Origin of the sequence: Agathobaculum sp. (genome assembly GCF_022775115.1) — a bacterium.
Classification (GTDB): domain Bacteria; phylum Bacillota; class Clostridia; order Oscillospirales; family Butyricicoccaceae; genus Agathobaculum.
This window is the reverse complement of sequence record NZ_JALFLA010000064.1, coordinates 1-16,279: the sequence shown is the minus strand read 5'-3', so window position 1 is coordinate 16,279 and position 16,279 is coordinate 1. Positions and strand designations below refer to the sequence as shown.

The 16,279-nt window shown below is 60.3% G+C and carries 16 protein-coding genes; 13 read left to right on the top strand and 3 right to left on the bottom strand.

All coding sequences use genetic code 11. The annotated features are described in order from the left end of the window. Positions 1-124: 124 nt before the first annotated feature. A complete protein-coding gene (gene ychF / locus MR935_RS08080) occupies positions 125-1,228 on the top strand; it encodes a redox-regulated ATPase YchF (protein WP_290572592.1) in 1,104 nt (367 codons plus the stop codon). A 57-nt stretch (positions 1,229-1,285) separates the two neighbouring features. On the opposite strand, the gene MR935_RS08075 is transcribed toward ychF, so the two are convergent. After that, entirely contained in the window at positions 1,286-1,711 is a 426-nt protein-coding gene (locus tag MR935_RS08075) for an acyl-CoA thioesterase (protein WP_290572590.1), read from the bottom strand. Next, positions 1,708-2,070 (bottom strand): TIGR04076 family protein, encoded by a 363-nt coding sequence (locus MR935_RS08070; protein ID WP_290572589.1) that lies wholly within the window; start codon positions 2,068-2,070, stop codon positions 1,708-1,710. The genes MR935_RS08075 and MR935_RS08070 overlap by 4 nt, the downstream gene beginning before the upstream one ends. A 200-nt stretch (positions 2,071-2,270) precedes the next feature. Between MR935_RS08070 and MR935_RS08065 the strand changes: the two genes are divergently transcribed. Further along, entirely contained in the window at positions 2,271-2,915 is a 645-nt protein-coding gene (locus MR935_RS08065) for a Crp/Fnr family transcriptional regulator (RefSeq protein ID WP_290572587.1), read from the top strand. 110 nt (positions 2,916-3,025) lie between these two features. On the opposite strand, the gene glpK is transcribed toward MR935_RS08065, so the two are convergent. After that, complete coding sequence (glpK, locus tag MR935_RS08060; RefSeq protein ID WP_290572585.1) at positions 3,026-4,516, bottom strand: glycerol kinase GlpK; 1,491 nt, start codon at positions 4,514-4,516, stop codon at positions 3,026-3,028. A gap of 197 nt (positions 4,517-4,713) precedes the next feature. On the opposite strand from glpK, the gene trpS reads away from it, so the two are divergent. The 11 genes from trpS to MR935_RS10810 form a co-directional block, all read left to right on the top strand. Then, entirely contained in the window at positions 4,714-5,724 is a 1,011-nt protein-coding gene (gene trpS / locus MR935_RS08055) for a tryptophan--tRNA ligase (RefSeq protein WP_290572583.1), read from the top strand. Positions 5,725-5,748: 24 nt separating this feature from the next. Beyond that, positions 5,749-6,858 (top strand): MraY family glycosyltransferase, encoded by a 1,110-nt coding sequence (locus MR935_RS08050; RefSeq protein ID WP_290572581.1) that lies wholly within the window; start codon positions 5,749-5,751, stop codon positions 6,856-6,858. Beyond that, positions 6,851-7,999, top strand: a complete 1,149-nt coding sequence (wecB, locus tag MR935_RS08045; RefSeq protein ID WP_290572579.1) for a non-hydrolyzing UDP-N-acetylglucosamine 2-epimerase — start codon at positions 6,851-6,853, stop codon at positions 7,997-7,999. The genes MR935_RS08050 and wecB overlap by 8 nt, the downstream gene beginning before the upstream one ends. Next, positions 7,996-8,763 (top strand): hypothetical protein, encoded by a 768-nt coding sequence (locus MR935_RS08040; protein ID WP_290572577.1) that lies wholly within the window; start codon positions 7,996-7,998, stop codon positions 8,761-8,763. The genes wecB and MR935_RS08040 overlap by 4 nt, the downstream gene beginning before the upstream one ends. An 8-nt stretch (positions 8,764-8,771) precedes the next feature. Beyond that, positions 8,772-10,022 (top strand): methionine gamma-lyase family protein, encoded by a 1,251-nt coding sequence (locus tag MR935_RS08035; RefSeq protein WP_290572575.1) that lies wholly within the window; start codon positions 8,772-8,774, stop codon positions 10,020-10,022. Between the two features lie 107 nt (positions 10,023-10,129). Then, positions 10,130-10,618: a crossover junction endodeoxyribonuclease RuvC gene (gene ruvC / locus MR935_RS08030; RefSeq protein ID WP_290572573.1), complete on the top strand. Its 489-nt coding sequence runs from the start codon at positions 10,130-10,132 to the stop codon at positions 10,616-10,618. A 2-nt stretch (positions 10,619-10,620) separates the two neighbouring features. Then, a complete protein-coding gene (gene ruvA, locus MR935_RS08025; protein ID WP_290572572.1) occupies positions 10,621-11,232 on the top strand; it encodes a Holliday junction branch migration protein RuvA in 612 nt (203 codons plus the stop codon). A gap of 56 nt (positions 11,233-11,288) precedes the next feature. Further along, positions 11,289-12,329, top strand: coding sequence for a Holliday junction branch migration DNA helicase RuvB (gene ruvB / locus MR935_RS08020; protein ID WP_290572570.1), 1,041 nt, complete (start codon positions 11,289-11,291; stop codon positions 12,327-12,329). A gap of 39 nt (positions 12,330-12,368) precedes the next feature. Beyond that, positions 12,369-13,721, top strand: coding sequence for a phosphoglucosamine mutase (gene glmM / locus MR935_RS08015; RefSeq protein WP_290572568.1), 1,353 nt, complete (start codon positions 12,369-12,371; stop codon positions 13,719-13,721). 406 nt (positions 13,722-14,127) lie between these two features. Next, positions 14,128-15,963 carry a glutamine--fructose-6-phosphate transaminase (isomerizing) gene (gene glmS / locus MR935_RS08010; protein WP_290572566.1) on the top strand — a complete coding sequence of 612 codons (1,836 nt, stop codon included), beginning with the start codon at positions 14,128-14,130 and terminating at the stop codon, positions 15,961-15,963. A gap of 154 nt (positions 15,964-16,117) precedes the next feature. Further along, positions 16,118-16,279 (top strand): helix-turn-helix domain-containing protein (locus MR935_RS10810; RefSeq protein ID WP_442863029.1); only part of this gene is annotated, 162 nt, incomplete at its 3' end.

The following is a 16,279-nucleotide window of genomic DNA, read 5'->3' as shown; positions in this document are numbered from 1 at the left end:
GCAAATGCTGTCCGGCAATTCGAGGCAGCTACGCCTGCCAGTTATGAAAAAAGGGCGTAAAAAGGGCGTAGAAGCCTTTAGAAAATACCGAAAAACACTGAAAATAAAGGAGATGTATATAAATATGAAATTAGGTATCGTGGGCCTGCCCAACGTGGGTAAATCTACCCTGTTTAACGCAATCACACAGGCGGGGGCGGAGAGCGCCAACTATCCCTTCTGCACCATCGACCCGAATGTGGGCATGGTGGCCGTACCGGATGAGCGCCTACAGCCGCTGACCGAGCTGTACCACGCCAAAAAGACCACACCGGCGGTGGTAGAGTTCGTCGATATCGCAGGACTGGTGCGCGGCGCGTCCAAGGGAGAGGGCCTCGGCAATAAATTCCTGTCTCATATCCGTGAGGTGGACGCGATCGTGCACGTTGTGCGCTGCTTTGAAAATGACAACATCGTGCATGTCGAAGGCTCGGTCGATCCCGCGCGTGACATCGAGACTATCAATCTGGAGCTGATCCTTGCTGATATCGAGCATCTTGACCGCCGTCTGGAGCGCGTGCGCAAGGCCGCCAAGGCGGATAAGAAGCTGAACCGGGATGTGGAGATACTCGAAGCGCTCAAGCGTCATCTGGAGGAGGGCAAGACCGCCCGCTCGTTTGAGGGTTGGGGCGAGGATGAGGATATCAGCCGGGTGATGCGCGAAAGCGACCTGCTTTCGGCCAAAAAGGTCATTTACGCCGCCAACATGGACGAGGCCGGCTTTACGGGAGATGACCGGGAGAACGCGCGTCTGGCCGCCGTGCAGGCGATCGCGCAGGCCGAGGGCGCGATGGTGCTGCCCATCTGCGCCAAGCTTGAGGAGGATATCGCCGCAATGGACGCGGAAGAAAAAGAGATGTTCCTTTCCGAGCTGGGGCTGCATGAGTCCGGCCTTGACCGCCTGATCCGCGTGTGCTACGATCTGCTTGGCCTGATGAGCTACCTGACCGCGGGCGAGCAGGAGGTGCGCGCGTGGACGATCGAAAAGGGCACCAAGGCGCCGCAGGCCGCGGGCAAGATCCACACGGACTTTGAACGCGGCTTTATCCGCGCGGAGGTCATCAGCTACAAGGACTTGATCGAGCTTGGCTCGCTTGCCGCCGCGCGCGAGAAGGGTCTTGTCCGCTCGGAGGGCAAGGAATATGTCATGCAGGACGGCGATGTGGTGCTGTTCCGGTTTAATGTTTGATGCCGGCAGCGTGTATGCGGACGAAAAAAGAGGATGCCTGAAGGCATCCTCTTTTTATTATTGTGCGTTATCGGCAAGCGCGGCGGCGAATATCTCATGTGCTTCAGGCCATACGCGCTTAAGTGAGACCGGACGGTCATCCGCGGCGCGCAGAAAGCAGTGCCGGGTCTCGCCTGTGCAGCGCAGCGCACCAGTCTGCTTGTCCCGCACGGTGTAGCCGATGCGCAGCTTGACGCCGGTGTAGCTGAGTATGCGCGTTTCGATGCACACGGTTTCGGCAAAGCGAACCATTGCATGATAGTCGCACGTCACACCGAGCACCGGGCTGGAATACCCCTTTGCCTCAAAGATATCATAGCCGATGCCAAGCTGTTCAAGCAGGTCGACACGCGCCTCCTCAAACCAGCGGATATAGTTGGAGTGGTGGATGATGCCCATTCCATCGGTCTCATAATACTGCGCTTTGTGCGCATAGGGTGTCATACGCGGATGCTCCTTTCCTGAACAGGTTGGTAATCGGGAACGGAAACCGCATCGGTCGCTTCCAGCTTAAAGATGACCGGGCGCAGTCCGTCGTTGCAGCTGCAAATCGCAACACCGGGTGTGCGAATCCAGTCCCCATAATAGAACGGCTCGCTGCCCGCGCCGTGCGCAAGCGCATAGGCATATTGGTAGATAGCCTTCCACGCTTCGTCACACAGGCCGTCCGGCTTGGCATAATCGGCGTAAAAAACCTGACCCTCGCGCAGCATTGGGCAGGTGGTCAGTCCAGACACGCCGTATTCGGCGGCAAGCTCCGCATCAAAGGTCTTTTTCGGTACGGTGATCTTTACCTTTTTCATTGTGCATACTCCTTGCTGTAAAAGCGCCCCGGCGGGGCGGCTCGATACAGGATACCGCTATTATAGCAGGTCGTCCTGTAGGATGTCAGCACCCGCAAGGGATTTTTTTCGGTGCGGGCGGGTATTCCCGCAGGGCATGGTATTTGACAGATGCCGTAAAATATCTTAGACTGGTGATGGCAAAAGGAGGCGGTATTTGAATGGATTTTGCAACATACTTCCCGGTATGGGATCGGCTGACGTCCGCGCAGCAGAGCAGGCTCGTCGGCGGGGCGGTCGGCCGCACGGTGAAGAAGGGGACGGTGCTGCACAGCGGCGCGGACTGCACCGGGCTGCTGCTGGTCGAAACCGGGCAACTGCGGGCGTACATCCTCTCAGCCGAGGGGCGGGAAATCACACTCTACCGCCTGTTTGATTTGGATATCTGCCTGTTCTCCGCCAGCTGCATGATACGCTCGCTGCAATTTGACATTACGATCGAGACTGAGAAGGATACCGCGCTTTACATCATCCCGGCGGAGATATACCAAGAGGTGATGACGCAGTCCGCCCCGCTGGCGAACTTTACCAACGAGCTGATGGCCGACCGTTTTTCCGAGGTCATGTGGCTGGTCGAAAAGATCCTGTGGGAAAGTATGGACAGGCGTGTCGCCGCATTTCTGCTGGAGGAAGCTGCGATCGAGGGGAGCGACCGGCTGTGCATCACGCATGAAACCATCGCCAATCACTTGGGCACGCACCGGGAGGTGGTCACGCGGATGCTGCGGTATTTCCAGAGCGAGGGATTGGTAAAGCTGCGCCGCGGCGTGGTCGAGCTGACAGACAGGGAAAGGCTGAAGGCGTGACCGGGCGCGGGTTGACAGTATAGGGGGGACTGTCTTTTATCTATGCGCAAATCGGCCGCAGAGAAGAGCCTGCCCGGTGAAGATAGGCATGGATGCCTGCCGGTGGGCCGTTATTCGTGCTCGGCCCAGTCAAGGCTGCGGCCGACAGCCTTATCCCAGCCGTGCAGCAGTTTTTCGCGCGCGGCTGGCTTCATCGCGGGCTGATACAGCGTGTCGCACCGCCAGAGCCGCTTGAGTTCCTCGCGGCTGCGCCAGACGCCGGTGGACAGCCCGGCCAGATAGCAAGCGCCGAGCGCGGTTGTCTCGCGGATGACAGGACGGCGGATGGTGCAGTTCGAGATATCGGCCTGAAACTGCATTAAAAAGCCATCCCGGCTTGCGCCGCCGTCAACCGAGAGCGAGCTGAGCGGCACACCTGTGTCGCGCGCCATGGCGGTCAGTAGGTCGTTGACCTGATAGGCAATCGACTCCTGCGCGGCGCGGATGATGTGCGCGCGCCCTGTGCCGCGCGTCAGGCCGACCAGACAGCCGCGGGCGTACATATCCCAGTGCGGTGCGCCCAGGCCGGTGAAGGCGGGTACAAAATAGACGCCGCCTGTATCCGGCACCTTGCGCGCATAGTATTCCGCGTCGCGGCTGTCGGAGAAAAAGCGCATCTCGTCGCGCAGCCACTGGATGACCGCACCGCCGATGAAGATGCTGCCCTCAAGTGCGTATTGCGTTTGCGTACCAAGGCGTATCCCGATGGTGGTGAGCAAGCCGTTCTGGCTGAAAACGGCCTCGTTTCCCGTGTTCATCAGCAAAAAGCAGCCGGTGCCGTAGGTGTTTTTGGCCTCACCCCGCGCAAAGCAGGTCTGGCCGAAAAGAGCGGCCTGCTGGTCGCCTGCAATGCCGGCGATGGGTATGTCGCCGCCGGGCAGGGCGACGTGGCCGTAAATCTCGCTCGACGAGCAGACGCGGGGCAGTATGGCGCGCGGGATGTCGAGCGCGTCCAGCAGCGTATCATCCCAGTCGAGCTTATGAATGTCAAAGATCATCGTGCGCGCGGCGTTGGTCGCATCGGTGATATGTACCTTGCCGCCGGTCAGCTTCCACACCAGCCAGGTGTCGACCGTGCCGAACAATATCTCGCCCCGCGCTGCCTTGTCGCGCGCGCCCTCCACATGGTCAAGTATCCATTTGATTTTGGGGCCGGAGAAATACGCATCGGGCACAAGGCCGGTCGTGCGGCGGATGTGGTCGGACAGTCCCTGCCGCACCAGCTCATCCACGATGCCGGCCGTGCGGCGGCACTGCCAGACGATCGCGTTACAGATCGGCCGGCCGGTTGCGCGCTCCCACAGGATGGTCGTTTCCCGCTGGTTGGTGATGCCGATGCCCGCCACCGCCGCGGGCGAGACATCGGCCGCAGCGAGCACCTCAAGCATGGCCGCGTATTGGGTCGACCAGATATCCATCGGGTCCTGCTCGACCCAGCCCGCGCGCGGATAATGCTGTGCCAACTCATGCTGGCGGATGGCAAGGATGTTTTGCTCACTGTCAAACAGGATGGCGCGCGAGCTGGTCGTACCCTGATCGAGCGCCAGAATGTATTTATCCATTGGCTGTCGCCTCTCTTTCTTCCTATGCTGTATCATACCGTGTCCGGTCGCCGCTTGTCAATATCGCACGAAAGCACACGAAAGCACGAAAATGCGTTGCGCCCGGTCAAGAAATATGATATCATTACAAATAAGTATGGGGCGGCGCGCTTCATGCTGATTTGACTTGTATTTTATGAGTGAGGGAATCCATAGCTATGAGCGAAAATCAGAAGAAAACGATTTTTTCCGGTGTGCAGCCTTCGGGCAAGCTGACGCTTGGCAACTATCTGGGCGCGATCCGCAATTTTCCGATTTTGCAGCAGTCGTATCACTGCATCTACTGCGTGGTCGATATGCACGCGATCACGGTGCGGCAGGAGGCGGCCGCGCTGCGGCGTGCCACGCTTGAGGTGCTTGCACAGTATATCGCCTGCGGCCTTGACCCGGAAAAGAGCATTTTGTTCATCCAGAGCCATGTGCCCGCGCACGCCGAGCTGGCATGGGTGCTCAACTGCTTTACCATGTTCGGCGAGGCTTCCCGCATGACACAGTTTAAGGATAAATCCGCCAAGCATGCGGACAATATCAATGTCGGCCTGTTCACCTATCCGGTGCTGATGGCGGCCGATATCCTGCTGTATCAGGCCGATCTGGTGCCGGTCGGCGTCGACCAGAGCCAGCATATCGAGATATGCCGCGATATCGCAGGGCGCTTCAACGGCCTGTATCCCGGCACCTTCGTCATGCCGGAGGGGTACTATCCCAAGGCGGGCGAGGGCGCGAAGATCAACAGTCTTGCCGACCCGCGCATGAAGATGAGCAAGTCCGATCCCAATCCGGGCGGCTGTATCCTGCTGATGGATAAGCCGGAGGACATCATGCGCAAGTTCAAGCGCGCGGTGACCGACTCGGAGGCCAGCATCGTGATGGACCCGGTGGGTAAGCCGGGCGTGTCCAACCTGATTCAGATCTACGCGCTGGCGACCGGTAAGACCATCGCCGAGGTGGAAAATGAGTTTGCGGGTAAGGGCTACGGCGAGTTCAAACCCGCCGTGGGAGAGGCCGTGGTCGAGCTGCTGCGCCCGATCCGTGAAAGGACCGAGCAACTGCTCGCCAGCAAGGACTATCTGGAGCAGGTCTACACGCAGGGCGCGCAAAAGGCCGCCTATCTTGCGCGCAAAACGCTCGATAAGGTCTATCGGAAGGTAGGCTTTGTCGCGCGCTGAGCGCGGTGTAAAGAGGAAGTTACAATGCCAGAATATATCGTGATAGGCAAAATCATCGCGGCGTTTATCGCGGCGGGTGTGCTGGCCTATCTGTTTACGCCGCATGTCAAGCGGTTTGCGCAGAAGATCGGCGCGATCGACGTGCCAAAGGATAACCGCCGTATGCACCGGGAGCCCATCCCCCGGCTGGGCGGGCTTGCGATTTTCGGCGGCTTTTTATGCGCGATCTTGATTTTCGGCAAGCTCGACCAGCAGATGCTGTGCGTGCTGCTCGGCGCGATCATCATTGTTGTGCTGGGCATGTTTGACGATGTGATGGCGCTGAGCGCCAAGCTCAAATTCGTCGTGCAGATCGTCGCCGCCGCGATTCCCGTGTGCGTCGGCGGGCTGCAGATCAGGCTGTTCACCAACCTCAACCCCTTTTCGGTCGAGCCGTATTTTCATCTCGGCATCTTTGCGATTCCGGTGACCATCCTCTGGATTGTCGGCATCACCAACGCGGTCAACCTGATCGACGGGCTGGACGGCCTCGCGGTCGGCGTGTCGTCGATCGCGGCGATCACCATGCTGGCTGTCGCGCTGCTGACAGGGGAGATGCTCATCGCGGTCACGATGGGCGCGCTGGCGGGCGCATGTATCGGCTTTATGCCCTATAATCTCAACCCCGCGAAGATATTCATGGGTGATACCGGCTCGACCTTTCTCGGCTACATGCTGGCCACCATCTCGATCATGGGTCTGTTCAAGTTTTACGCGGTCATCTCGTTTGCCGTCCCGTTTCTGATTCTTGGCCTGCCGATCTTTGACACGACCAACGCAATCATCCGCCGCGTGGCGGCCGGCCGCAGCCCGATGAGCCCCGACCGCGGGCATGTGCACCACAAGTTGATCGACATGGGCTTTAACCAGAAGCAGGCTGTTGCTATTTTATATGCGATCAGCGCGACACTGGGCTTGACCGCAGTTGTGCTGACCTCTTCAGGCGAGGTCAAGGCGCTCGTGCTGCTGCTTGCCGTGCTTGTGGCCATTCTGGTCGGCGCGTGTGTGATCTACGGCACGGAGCACTGGGGCAAGCACACGGCGGAGGACACCGCGCGCGCCGATGAAGGTAAGGAGGATGCAGAAAATGAATAAGCTCAAAGTGATGACCGTGTTCGGCACGCGGCCGGAAGCGATCAAGATGGCGCCGCTCGTCGACGCGCTGGCGCGGCATGAGACGACCGAGCCGGTCGTCTGCGTGACCGCACAGCACCGTGAGATGCTCGATCAGGTGCTCGATATTTTCCACATCAAGCCTGACTATGACCTGAATATCATGCAGCCCAAGCAGACGCTCGCGCGCATCACGGAAAAGAGCCTGCATGGACTGGACGAGGTGCTCGAACAGGCTGCGCCGGATATCGTGCTCGTGCACGGAGACACCTCGACCACCTTCGCGGGCGCGCTGGCGGCCTTTTACCATAAGATCCCGGTCGGCCATGTCGAGGCCGGCCTGCGCACCTATGACAAATATTCGCCCTTCCCGGAGGAAATGAACCGCAAGCTGACCGGTCAGATCGCGGCGCTGCACTTTGCGCCGACCCCCCGCAACCGGGATAACCTCGTGCGCGAGGGCATCACCGAGGGCGTGTCGGTCGTGGGCAACACGGTGGTGGACGCGATACACCTGACCGTCCGGCCGGATTTTGTCTTCCGTGACCCACAGCTTAAGGCGCTTGACTTTGCAAACGACCGCGTGGTACTCCTGACCGCACACCGCCGGGAGAACTACGGCGAGCCGATGGAGAACATCTGCCGTGCGGTCGCCGCGCTGTCCGCCGCCTACCCGGATGTGCACTTCGTCTATCCCGTACACTTGAGTCCCTATGTGCGCGAGACGGCGGAGAAATTTCTCGGCGGCAACGAGCGCGTCCACCTGATCCATCCGCTGGCCGTCGATGAGATGCACAATTTGATGGCGCGCTGCTATCTTATTATGACTGACTCTGGCGGCTTGCAGGAGGAGGCACCCAGTCTGGGCAAGCCTGTGCTGGTGCTTCGCCGCGAGACCGAGCGCCCGGAGGCGGTCGAAGCCGGTACGGTCAAGCTGGCCGGCGTCGAACAGGAGAATATCGTGCGGCTGGCGCGGGAATTGTTTGACGACGCGGACGCATACGCCGCGATGGCGCACGCGGTCAATCCCTATGGAGACGGCAAGACCTCGATGCGCATCGTGCAGGCGATCGAGCAGTATTTTGGCCTGCGGGCGGATGGCCCCGTGCCGTTTGCGCCATGAAGCTGCGCAAGCACGTTTCCACGCCGCTGCTGGCAGCGATCGGCGCGGGAGTGCTGGTGGCCATTCTGTTTGTCAGCTATCTGCTGTCCTCCGGCCTGCTGCATGAGCGCGGCACGGGTATCGTGTTGCCTGAAAAGACCGGAAGCGCGCCTGTCGCCAGCGGAGACAGCCAGCTGCTGACCGCGCAAAGCGTGGCCGAGGTCGAGATCGGTCCACATAACGCGCAGCAGATCATTGCCTCGCTCAAGCGCCCGGCGGCATATAGCTGCCGCATCGAAAACACGCTGTATTACAGCGGCGGCTCGTCCACGCTGGCCTGCCGGCTCTATGCCAGCGGGCAGACGGTGCGCACTGATACGCTGGACGCGGACGGCACGGCACAGAGCGTACTTATGCGCAGCGGGGATGCGGTGTACGCCTGGAACACTGGAGACACGACCGCGTATCAGGGCAAGTGGGGCGATTTTTCCGAGGATGCCGCCGCCATGCTGCCCACCTATGAGGATGTGCTGCGCGAGGACGTCACGCTGACCGACGCCGGACGTGAGGATGTCGAGCAGGTGCCCTGTATCCGCGCCGCGTTTGAGCAGGGGGGCTACCGCTGTGTGTATTACATATCGGCCGTGTCCGGGCTGCTGCAAGCGGCCTCATTTTACAACGGCGATCAGCTGACCCGCCGTGTGTCGGTCAGCGCATTAACGACCGAAGCGCCGGACGAAACCGTGTTCACGCTGCCGGACGGGCGCGCGGTGGGAGGAGAATAGCAACATTTATGGCGGAATATTTGAATATATCGGAGGAGATCCGCGCGCTCGGCCGACAGGCCGAGCGCGAAATTATGCCGTTTTTTGAGCGCATCGACCGCATCTGTGACCAAAACACCGAAAAGGTACTGTATGCGTTCGGCAAAAACCGCGTGTCGGATAACCTGTTCGCCGGGACGACCGGCTATGGCTACGACGACCACGGCCGCGACACGCTCGACCGCATCTATGCCGATATTTTCGGCGCGGAGGCCGCGCTCGTGCGCATCGGCTTTGTCAACGGCACGCACGCGCTGTCCTGCGCGCTGTTTTCGGCGGTCAAAACGGGCGATACCGTGCTTTCGGTCACCGGCCCCGCGTATGACACGCTGCAAAACACGATCACCGGCGCGTACTGCGGCAGCATGAAAAGCTATGGCATCGGCTACCGGCAGGTCGATCTCAAGGACGGAGCGCCCGATTTGCCAGCCATTGCGGCCGCGGCGGCGGACAAGGCGGTGGGGCTGGTGTTCATCCAGCGCAGCCGGGGCTATGCGGTGCGCAAGACTCTGTCCTGCGCCGAGATCGGTGAGATATGCAGTCTCATCAAGCAGGTAAACCCGGACGCGGCCATTCTGGTCGACAACTGCTACGGCGAGTTTGTTGACACGGTCGAGCCGACGCAGGTCGGCGCCGATCTGGTGGCTGGCTCGCTCATCAAAAACCCCGGCGGCGGCCTCGCGCCGACCGGCGGGTATATCGCGGGGCGCGCCGATCTGGTGGAGAACGCCTCGTATAGGCTGACCGCACCGGGCATCGGCGGCGAGTGCGGCTGCACGATGGGGCAAAACCGGCTGCTGTATCAGGGGCTGTTCATGGCGCCGCATGTAACGGCGCAGGCGCTCAAGACCGCGCTTTTCTGTGCTAAGGTGATGGAAAAGCTGGGCTACGCGGTCAGTCCCAAGGCTGAGGAGCCGCGCCACGATATCATCCAGACGATCGCTTTCGGCGCACCCGCGCCGCTGCGGCGCTTTTGCGAGGGTATTCAGGCGGGCGCGCCGGTCGATTCTTTTGTCACGCCCGAGCCGTGGGCGATGCCCGGCTATGACGACCCGGTCATCATGGCCGCGGGTGCTTTCGTGCAGGGCGCGTCGATCGAGCTGTCAGCAGACGCGCCGATGCGCGAGCCGTATGTCTGCTATGTGCAGGGTGGGCTGACCTACGCCTCCGGTAAGGCAGGCGTGCTGCTCGCAGCCGAGCGAATCAGAAGCGAGGGGTGACGAGCCGCTTGGCATATGCGGCTTTTTTGGCATTTTTTTGTCGCCCATATTGCGTGAAAACGGGATATATGGTACAATATTTGGGTTCAAGAACGAGGTTTGCGCTTATGACCATTCTCGGCATCGACCCCGGCTACGGCACGGTAGGCTACGGTGTGGTGCGGTATGAAAACTTCAAATTCACGCCCGTACAGTACGGCGCGGTGACGACCAAGGCCGGTATGCCGATGCATCTGCGCCTGTGCGAGATATATGATGATATCGGCACGCTGGTCGATACCTTCCACCCGGACGAGGTGGCCATTGAGGAGCTGTTCTTTTCCAAAAACATTACCACCGGCATTCAGGTCGCGCAGGCGCGGGGCGTTATTCTGCTTGCGCTGGCGCAAAAGGGGCTGCACCCAATCTCATACACGCCCAATCAGGTCAAGATGGCGGTGGTGGGCTACGGCGGCGCGGAAAAACGGCAGATGATGGAGCTGACCCGGAATATCCTGCACTTGACCCGTCTGCCCCGGCCGGACGATGCGGCCGACGCGCTCGCGCTGGCCATCTGCCACGCGCATTCCAGACATGCGATTCGATTTGAGGACTGACTATGTTTTATTACGTTGAAGGCACGGTGGCCGTGCTCGAGCAGGGGCTTGCCGTGATCGACTGCGGCGGAGTCGGCTATGCCTGCCGCGCTTCGCAGAACACCGTCGGCAAGCTGAAGACCGGTGCGCGCGCCAAGCTGCTCACCCATCTCCATGTCGGCGAGGGGATATTTGAGCTGTACGGCTTTATCGACGAGCAGGAGCGCCGGTGCTTTGAAATGCTGATCGGCGTTTCGGGCGTCGGCCCCAAGGCCGCGCTGTCCATCCTGTCGGTCGCGCCGCCCGACCGGCTGGCGCTGTCCATCATCACCGGGGACGAAAAAATGCTCACACAGGCGCCCGGCATCGGCAAGAAGATCGCTCAGCGCATCGTGCTCGAGCTGCGCGATAAGCTGAGTAAGGAGCAGCTCGAAACAGGGGCGGGCGCGCCCGCATCCGTGGCTGCGGCGGCGGTGCAGGGTGGCGTCAACCACACGCAGGAGGCAGTCGCCGCGCTGATGGCGCTGGGATACAGTCAGGCGGAAGCGCTGCACGCCATGGAGGGCGTCGACGCGGCACAGCTGGAGGCCGAGGAGATCATCCGCCGGTGCCTGAAAAAGCTGGTCAAGCAATGAGCCAAAGCCAGCGGACGGCCGTGTCTTCTTTGCGGCCTGAGTAAAGGAGGGAAGCCTTGAGTATCGAATTTTCCGGCGGCATGGCCGACGATGAGCGTATCATCTCGACCCGCCAGCTGCAAGAGGACGAAACGGAAAGTTCGCTTCGCCCCAAAACGATGGCGGACTATATCGGTCAGAGCAAGGCCAAGGAAAACCTCAGCGTCTACATCGAGGCGGCGCGGCTGCGCGGCGAAGCGCTCGACCATACGCTGCTGTACGGCCCGCCGGGGCTGGGTAAGACAACGCTCGCCGGCATTATTGCGGGCGAGATGGGCGTCAATATCCGGGTGACGAGCGGGCCGGCGATCGAAAAAGCGGGAGATTTGGCGGCTTTGTTGACAAATCTCTCAGAAAATGATATTTTGTTTATCGACGAGATACACCGGCTCGACCGCGCGGTGGAGGAGATACTGTACCCCGCGATGGAGGACTACGCACTCGATATCATCATCGGCAAGGGGCCGTCGGCGCGCTCGATCCGGCTTGATCTGCCGCGCTTCACGCTGATCGGCGCGACCACGCGCGCCGGGCAGATGACCAGCCCGCTGCGCGACCGCTTCGGCGTGATGCTGCGGCTCGAGCTGTATTCGCCCGAGGAGCTTTGCCATATCGTTGAGCGCTCGGCCGGCATCCTGAACGTGCCGTGCGAGCACGAGGGCGCGTATGAGATCGCACGGCGCAGCCGGGGCACGCCGCGCATTGCAAACCGGCTGCTGCGCCGGGTGCGGGATTTTGCACAGGTGCGCGGCACCGGCACGATTGACCGGCACAGTGCGGATATCGCGCTGCGCGCGCTTGAGATCGACGAGCTGGGGCTGGACAATGTTGACCGCCGCATGCTCAGCAGCATCATCCTCAATTACGGCGGCGGCCCTGTCGGGCTGGATACCCTCGCGGCCACCATCGGTGAGGAGGCCATCACACTGGAGGACGTTTACGAGCCGTATCTGATGCAGATCGGCTTTCTCAGCCGCACGCCGCGCGGTCGCTGCGTGACGATGCAGGCATACCGGCATTTGGATATGGAACCGGCGGACGGGCAGCAGATGCTGTGACGCAGCGCCGTTTATAAATAAGAAAGTTGGGTGTTTCATTTGGGTAGATACTTTGGCACGGATGGCATTCGCGGTGTGGCAAACTCGGAGCTGGATGCGCTGCTCGCGTTCAAGATCGGCGCGGCCGCGGCCTATGCGCTCACACAGGAGCCGCTGCACAGGGGCAAGGCCAAGCTGCTGATCGGCAAGGACACGCGCATCTCCTCTGATATGCTGGAAAACGCGCTGGTGGCGGGCATCTGCTCGGTCGGCGCCGATGTGGAGCTGCTGGGCGTCATCCCGACGCCGGCGGTGGCGTTTCTGACCATCAAGCACAAGGCTGATGCGGGTATCGTGATTTCGGCCAGCCACAACACGTTTGAGTACAACGGCATCAAGATATTCGCCGGCAACGGCTATAAGCTGCCTGACGAGATCGAGGCCAAGATCGAAGACCTGATCGACGATTTCGCGTCTATCCCGAAGGCGACGCATGAAAAGGTGGGGCGCGTGCTGCACGGCGCGATCGACCCGGTGGTTGAATACACCGACCATCTGGCCGAGACCATCCGCGGTGACCTGTCCGGCCTGCGTGTGGCGGTCGACTGCGCCAACGGCGCTTCGTCCACAACGGTCGAGCGCCTGATGCGTCTGGTCGAGTGCAAGGCCGAGATCCGGTTTTACGAGCCGGACGGCGTCAATATCAACGCAGGCTGCGGCTCTACCCATCTGGATCGGCTCAAGGCGCGCGTCAAGAAGGGCGATTTCGACCTTGGCGTTGCGTTTGACGGCGACGCCGACCGTTGCCTGATCGTAGACGAGACCGGCGAGGAGCTGGACGGCGATCGCATCATGGCAGTATGCGCCGCGCATATGAAAAAGCAGGGCAAGCTGCGCGGCGGTGCGTTCGTCGCAACGGTGCTGAGCAATATGGGGCTGCATGCCTACGCGGCCAAAAACAATATGCGCATCGAGTGCTCCAATGTTGGCGACCGCTATGTGCTCGAGATGATGCTGAACAAGGGTTACATCCTCGGCGGGGAGCAGTCCGGCCATGTCATCTTTCTGGAATACGCCTCGACCGGCGACGGCGAACTGACCGCGCTGCAATTCATGTCCATCCTCAAGGAGAGCGGCAAGAAATGCTCGGAGATCGCGGCCGAGGTCGTGCCGTGGCCGCAGGTGATGATAAATGTGCGCGTACCAAACGACAAAAAGGCGGCGCTGCACGAGCTGCCGCCGGTCAAGGCCGCCATTGACGAGGCGGCGGACGCGCTGGGAAGCGACGGCCGCATTCTGGTGCGCCCCTCGGGCACGGAAGCGCTGGTGCGCGTGATGGTCGAGGGAAAGGACGGCGATCAGGTCGATGACTTGGCAAAAAAGGTTGCGCAGGTGATCGAATCTGTCGTATAATAGAAAAGAGCCGGTAATGGGTGGATGTGGTTTTCGCATCCACCTAACTTTTTCGCTGTAAAGGAGGTGAGCGGAGAGAGACGCACAACCGCATAGCAAGCAAAGCGCCAGAACTGCGGTGCAGCCGGCATCGCAGTTGACGAGGAAAGGGTTGATCGAAGCATTCGGCGGGTGCCCTTCGGCCATGAGTGGGTTGGTCGTGAGCAGGCTGTTAAAAACGCGCGGGTGACCGCGCGGACAAAGCAGCGGTGCATAACGCACTATTTTTATGCCTATTTGTTAAAGGCAACATCGCAAAATTGCGCCTCACCAGTACGCAGAATTTTTTCTGCGGGCCGCTCTTACTGAATGATGCGCTGTTGTCTGAAATTCATCATATTGCATTTGTTTTGGAGGATATACGTTTATGTGTGGAATCGTTGGATATACCGGGCGCGAAAACGCGCTGCCGATCCTGATAAAAGGCTTGTACAGCTTGGAATACCGCGGATATGACTCAGCCGGTGTTGCCGCGTTCACCGGGCAGGGGCTGCGCGTGGTCAAGGCGCGGGGACGCATCGCCAATCTGGAGGAGCGCCTGCGGGCGGAGGGCGAGCTGCGCTGTACCTGCGGCATCGGGCACACCCGCTGGGCAACGCACGGCGAGCCGTCCGACCGCAACTCCCATCCCCATTTGGGCGGCAAGGGCAAGGTGGCTGTCGTGCATAACGGCATCATTGAAAACTATAAGGAGCTGCGCGACCGGCTGGAAGCACACGGCTACGTGTTCCAGTCGGAGACGGATACCGAAACCGTGGCGCATTTGGTTGATTACCTGCACACCGGCAAGCAGGAGGATCTGGCGCAGACCGTGCTGGCCGCGGTGCAGCGGATCCGCGGCTCGTATGCGCTGGGCGTTGTGTCGATGAGCGAGCCGGAGGAGATCGTCGCGGCGCGGCGGGATAATCCGCTGATTATCGGCCTTGGCGAAGGGGAAAATATGATCGCCTCGGATATCACGGCCATTATCGACCGCACCCGGCGCTACATCATCCTCGATGACAACGAGGTCGCGGTTGTTCGGCCGGACAGCGTGACTGTGATGAACGAGTTTGGCGATGTGGTCGAAAAGCCGGTGCAGACGGTGACATGGGATATGTCGGCCGCGGAAAAGGGCGGCTACCAGCATTTCATGCTTAAGGAGATCATGGAGCAGCCCAAGGCGGTGGGGGATACCGTCAAGCCCCGCATCGCCAAGGACGCGGTGCTGTTTGAAGAAAACGGCTTGACCGACGAGCGCCTGCGCGACATCGAGCACATCCACATCGTCGGCTGCGGCTCCGCGCTGCATGCGGGCATGGTCGGCAAGCGCGTGATCGAGACGATGTGCCGCATCCGCTGCACGGCCGAGGTGGCAAGCGAGTTCCGCTATGAAAATCCGATCATCGGCAAGAAGGATCTGTGCATCGTCATCAGCCAGTCGGGCGAGACCGCCGACACCTTGGCGGCCATGCGCCTTGCCAAGCAGGCCGGGGCATTCACGGTCGCGGTGGTCAATGTTGTTTCGTCCACCATCGCGCGCGAGGCGGACGGCATCCTGTACACTTGGGCAGGACCGGAGATATCGGTGGCGACCACCAAGGCGTATTCCGCGCAGCTGGCCGCGCTGTATCTGATTGCGGTCAAGATCGCGCGGGTGCGCGGATTGATCTCGCTGGGCGATGAGCGCGCGCTCTGCGCCGAGCTGCAGCGCCTGCCGCAGTGCATCGAGCAAACGCTCGGCTGCCAACAGGATATGCAGCGCATCGCCGCGCTGTACGCAAACCGGCCGAGTGTGTTCTTTCTGGGCCGCGGCTTGGATTACGCGGCCGCGCTCGAGGCCTCGCTTAAGCTCAAGGAGATCAGCTATATCCACTCCGAGGCCTATGCCGCGGGCGAGTTGAAGCACGGCACAATCTCGCTGATCGAGCAGGGCACACTGGTCGTCGCGCTGGCCACCCAACCCGCGCTGTTTGAAAAAACGGTCTCGAATATTCGCGAGGTAGTGTCGCGTGGCGCGGTCGTCGTGCTCATCACGACCGATGACTTCACGGGCGACACCTCGGTCTGTCAGCATATCGTCCGCCTGCCCAAATGCCTGTATGAGTTTTCTGCCTCGCTGTCGATTATCCCGATGCAGCTTTTGGCATACTATGTGGCGGTCGAGCGCAGCTGCGATGTGGATAAACCGCGCAATCTGGCCAAGTCGGTCACTGTCGAATAAATGAGGAAATGGTTTGATTGTATAATCAGCACAAAAAATTTTCGTAATTTTTCGCAATAAAACGGTATATTGGTAAGTTGTAAAAATAAGTGCAACATGAGACAGTTGGTCTCATGCTGCACTTATTTTTTATGTGTGAAAGCGGGGTGATACTATGAATGCTAAAATCAAAAGGATCACAGATGAGGATCGCAGAATCATCTACGAGATGTGGACGAATGGCTATACGCAGGTCGAGATAGCGGAAGCATTGCATATTTCAGTAGGCAGTCTGCGCAATGAAATGCTCAAGGGCTTCAATGGCGAATTTTATGTG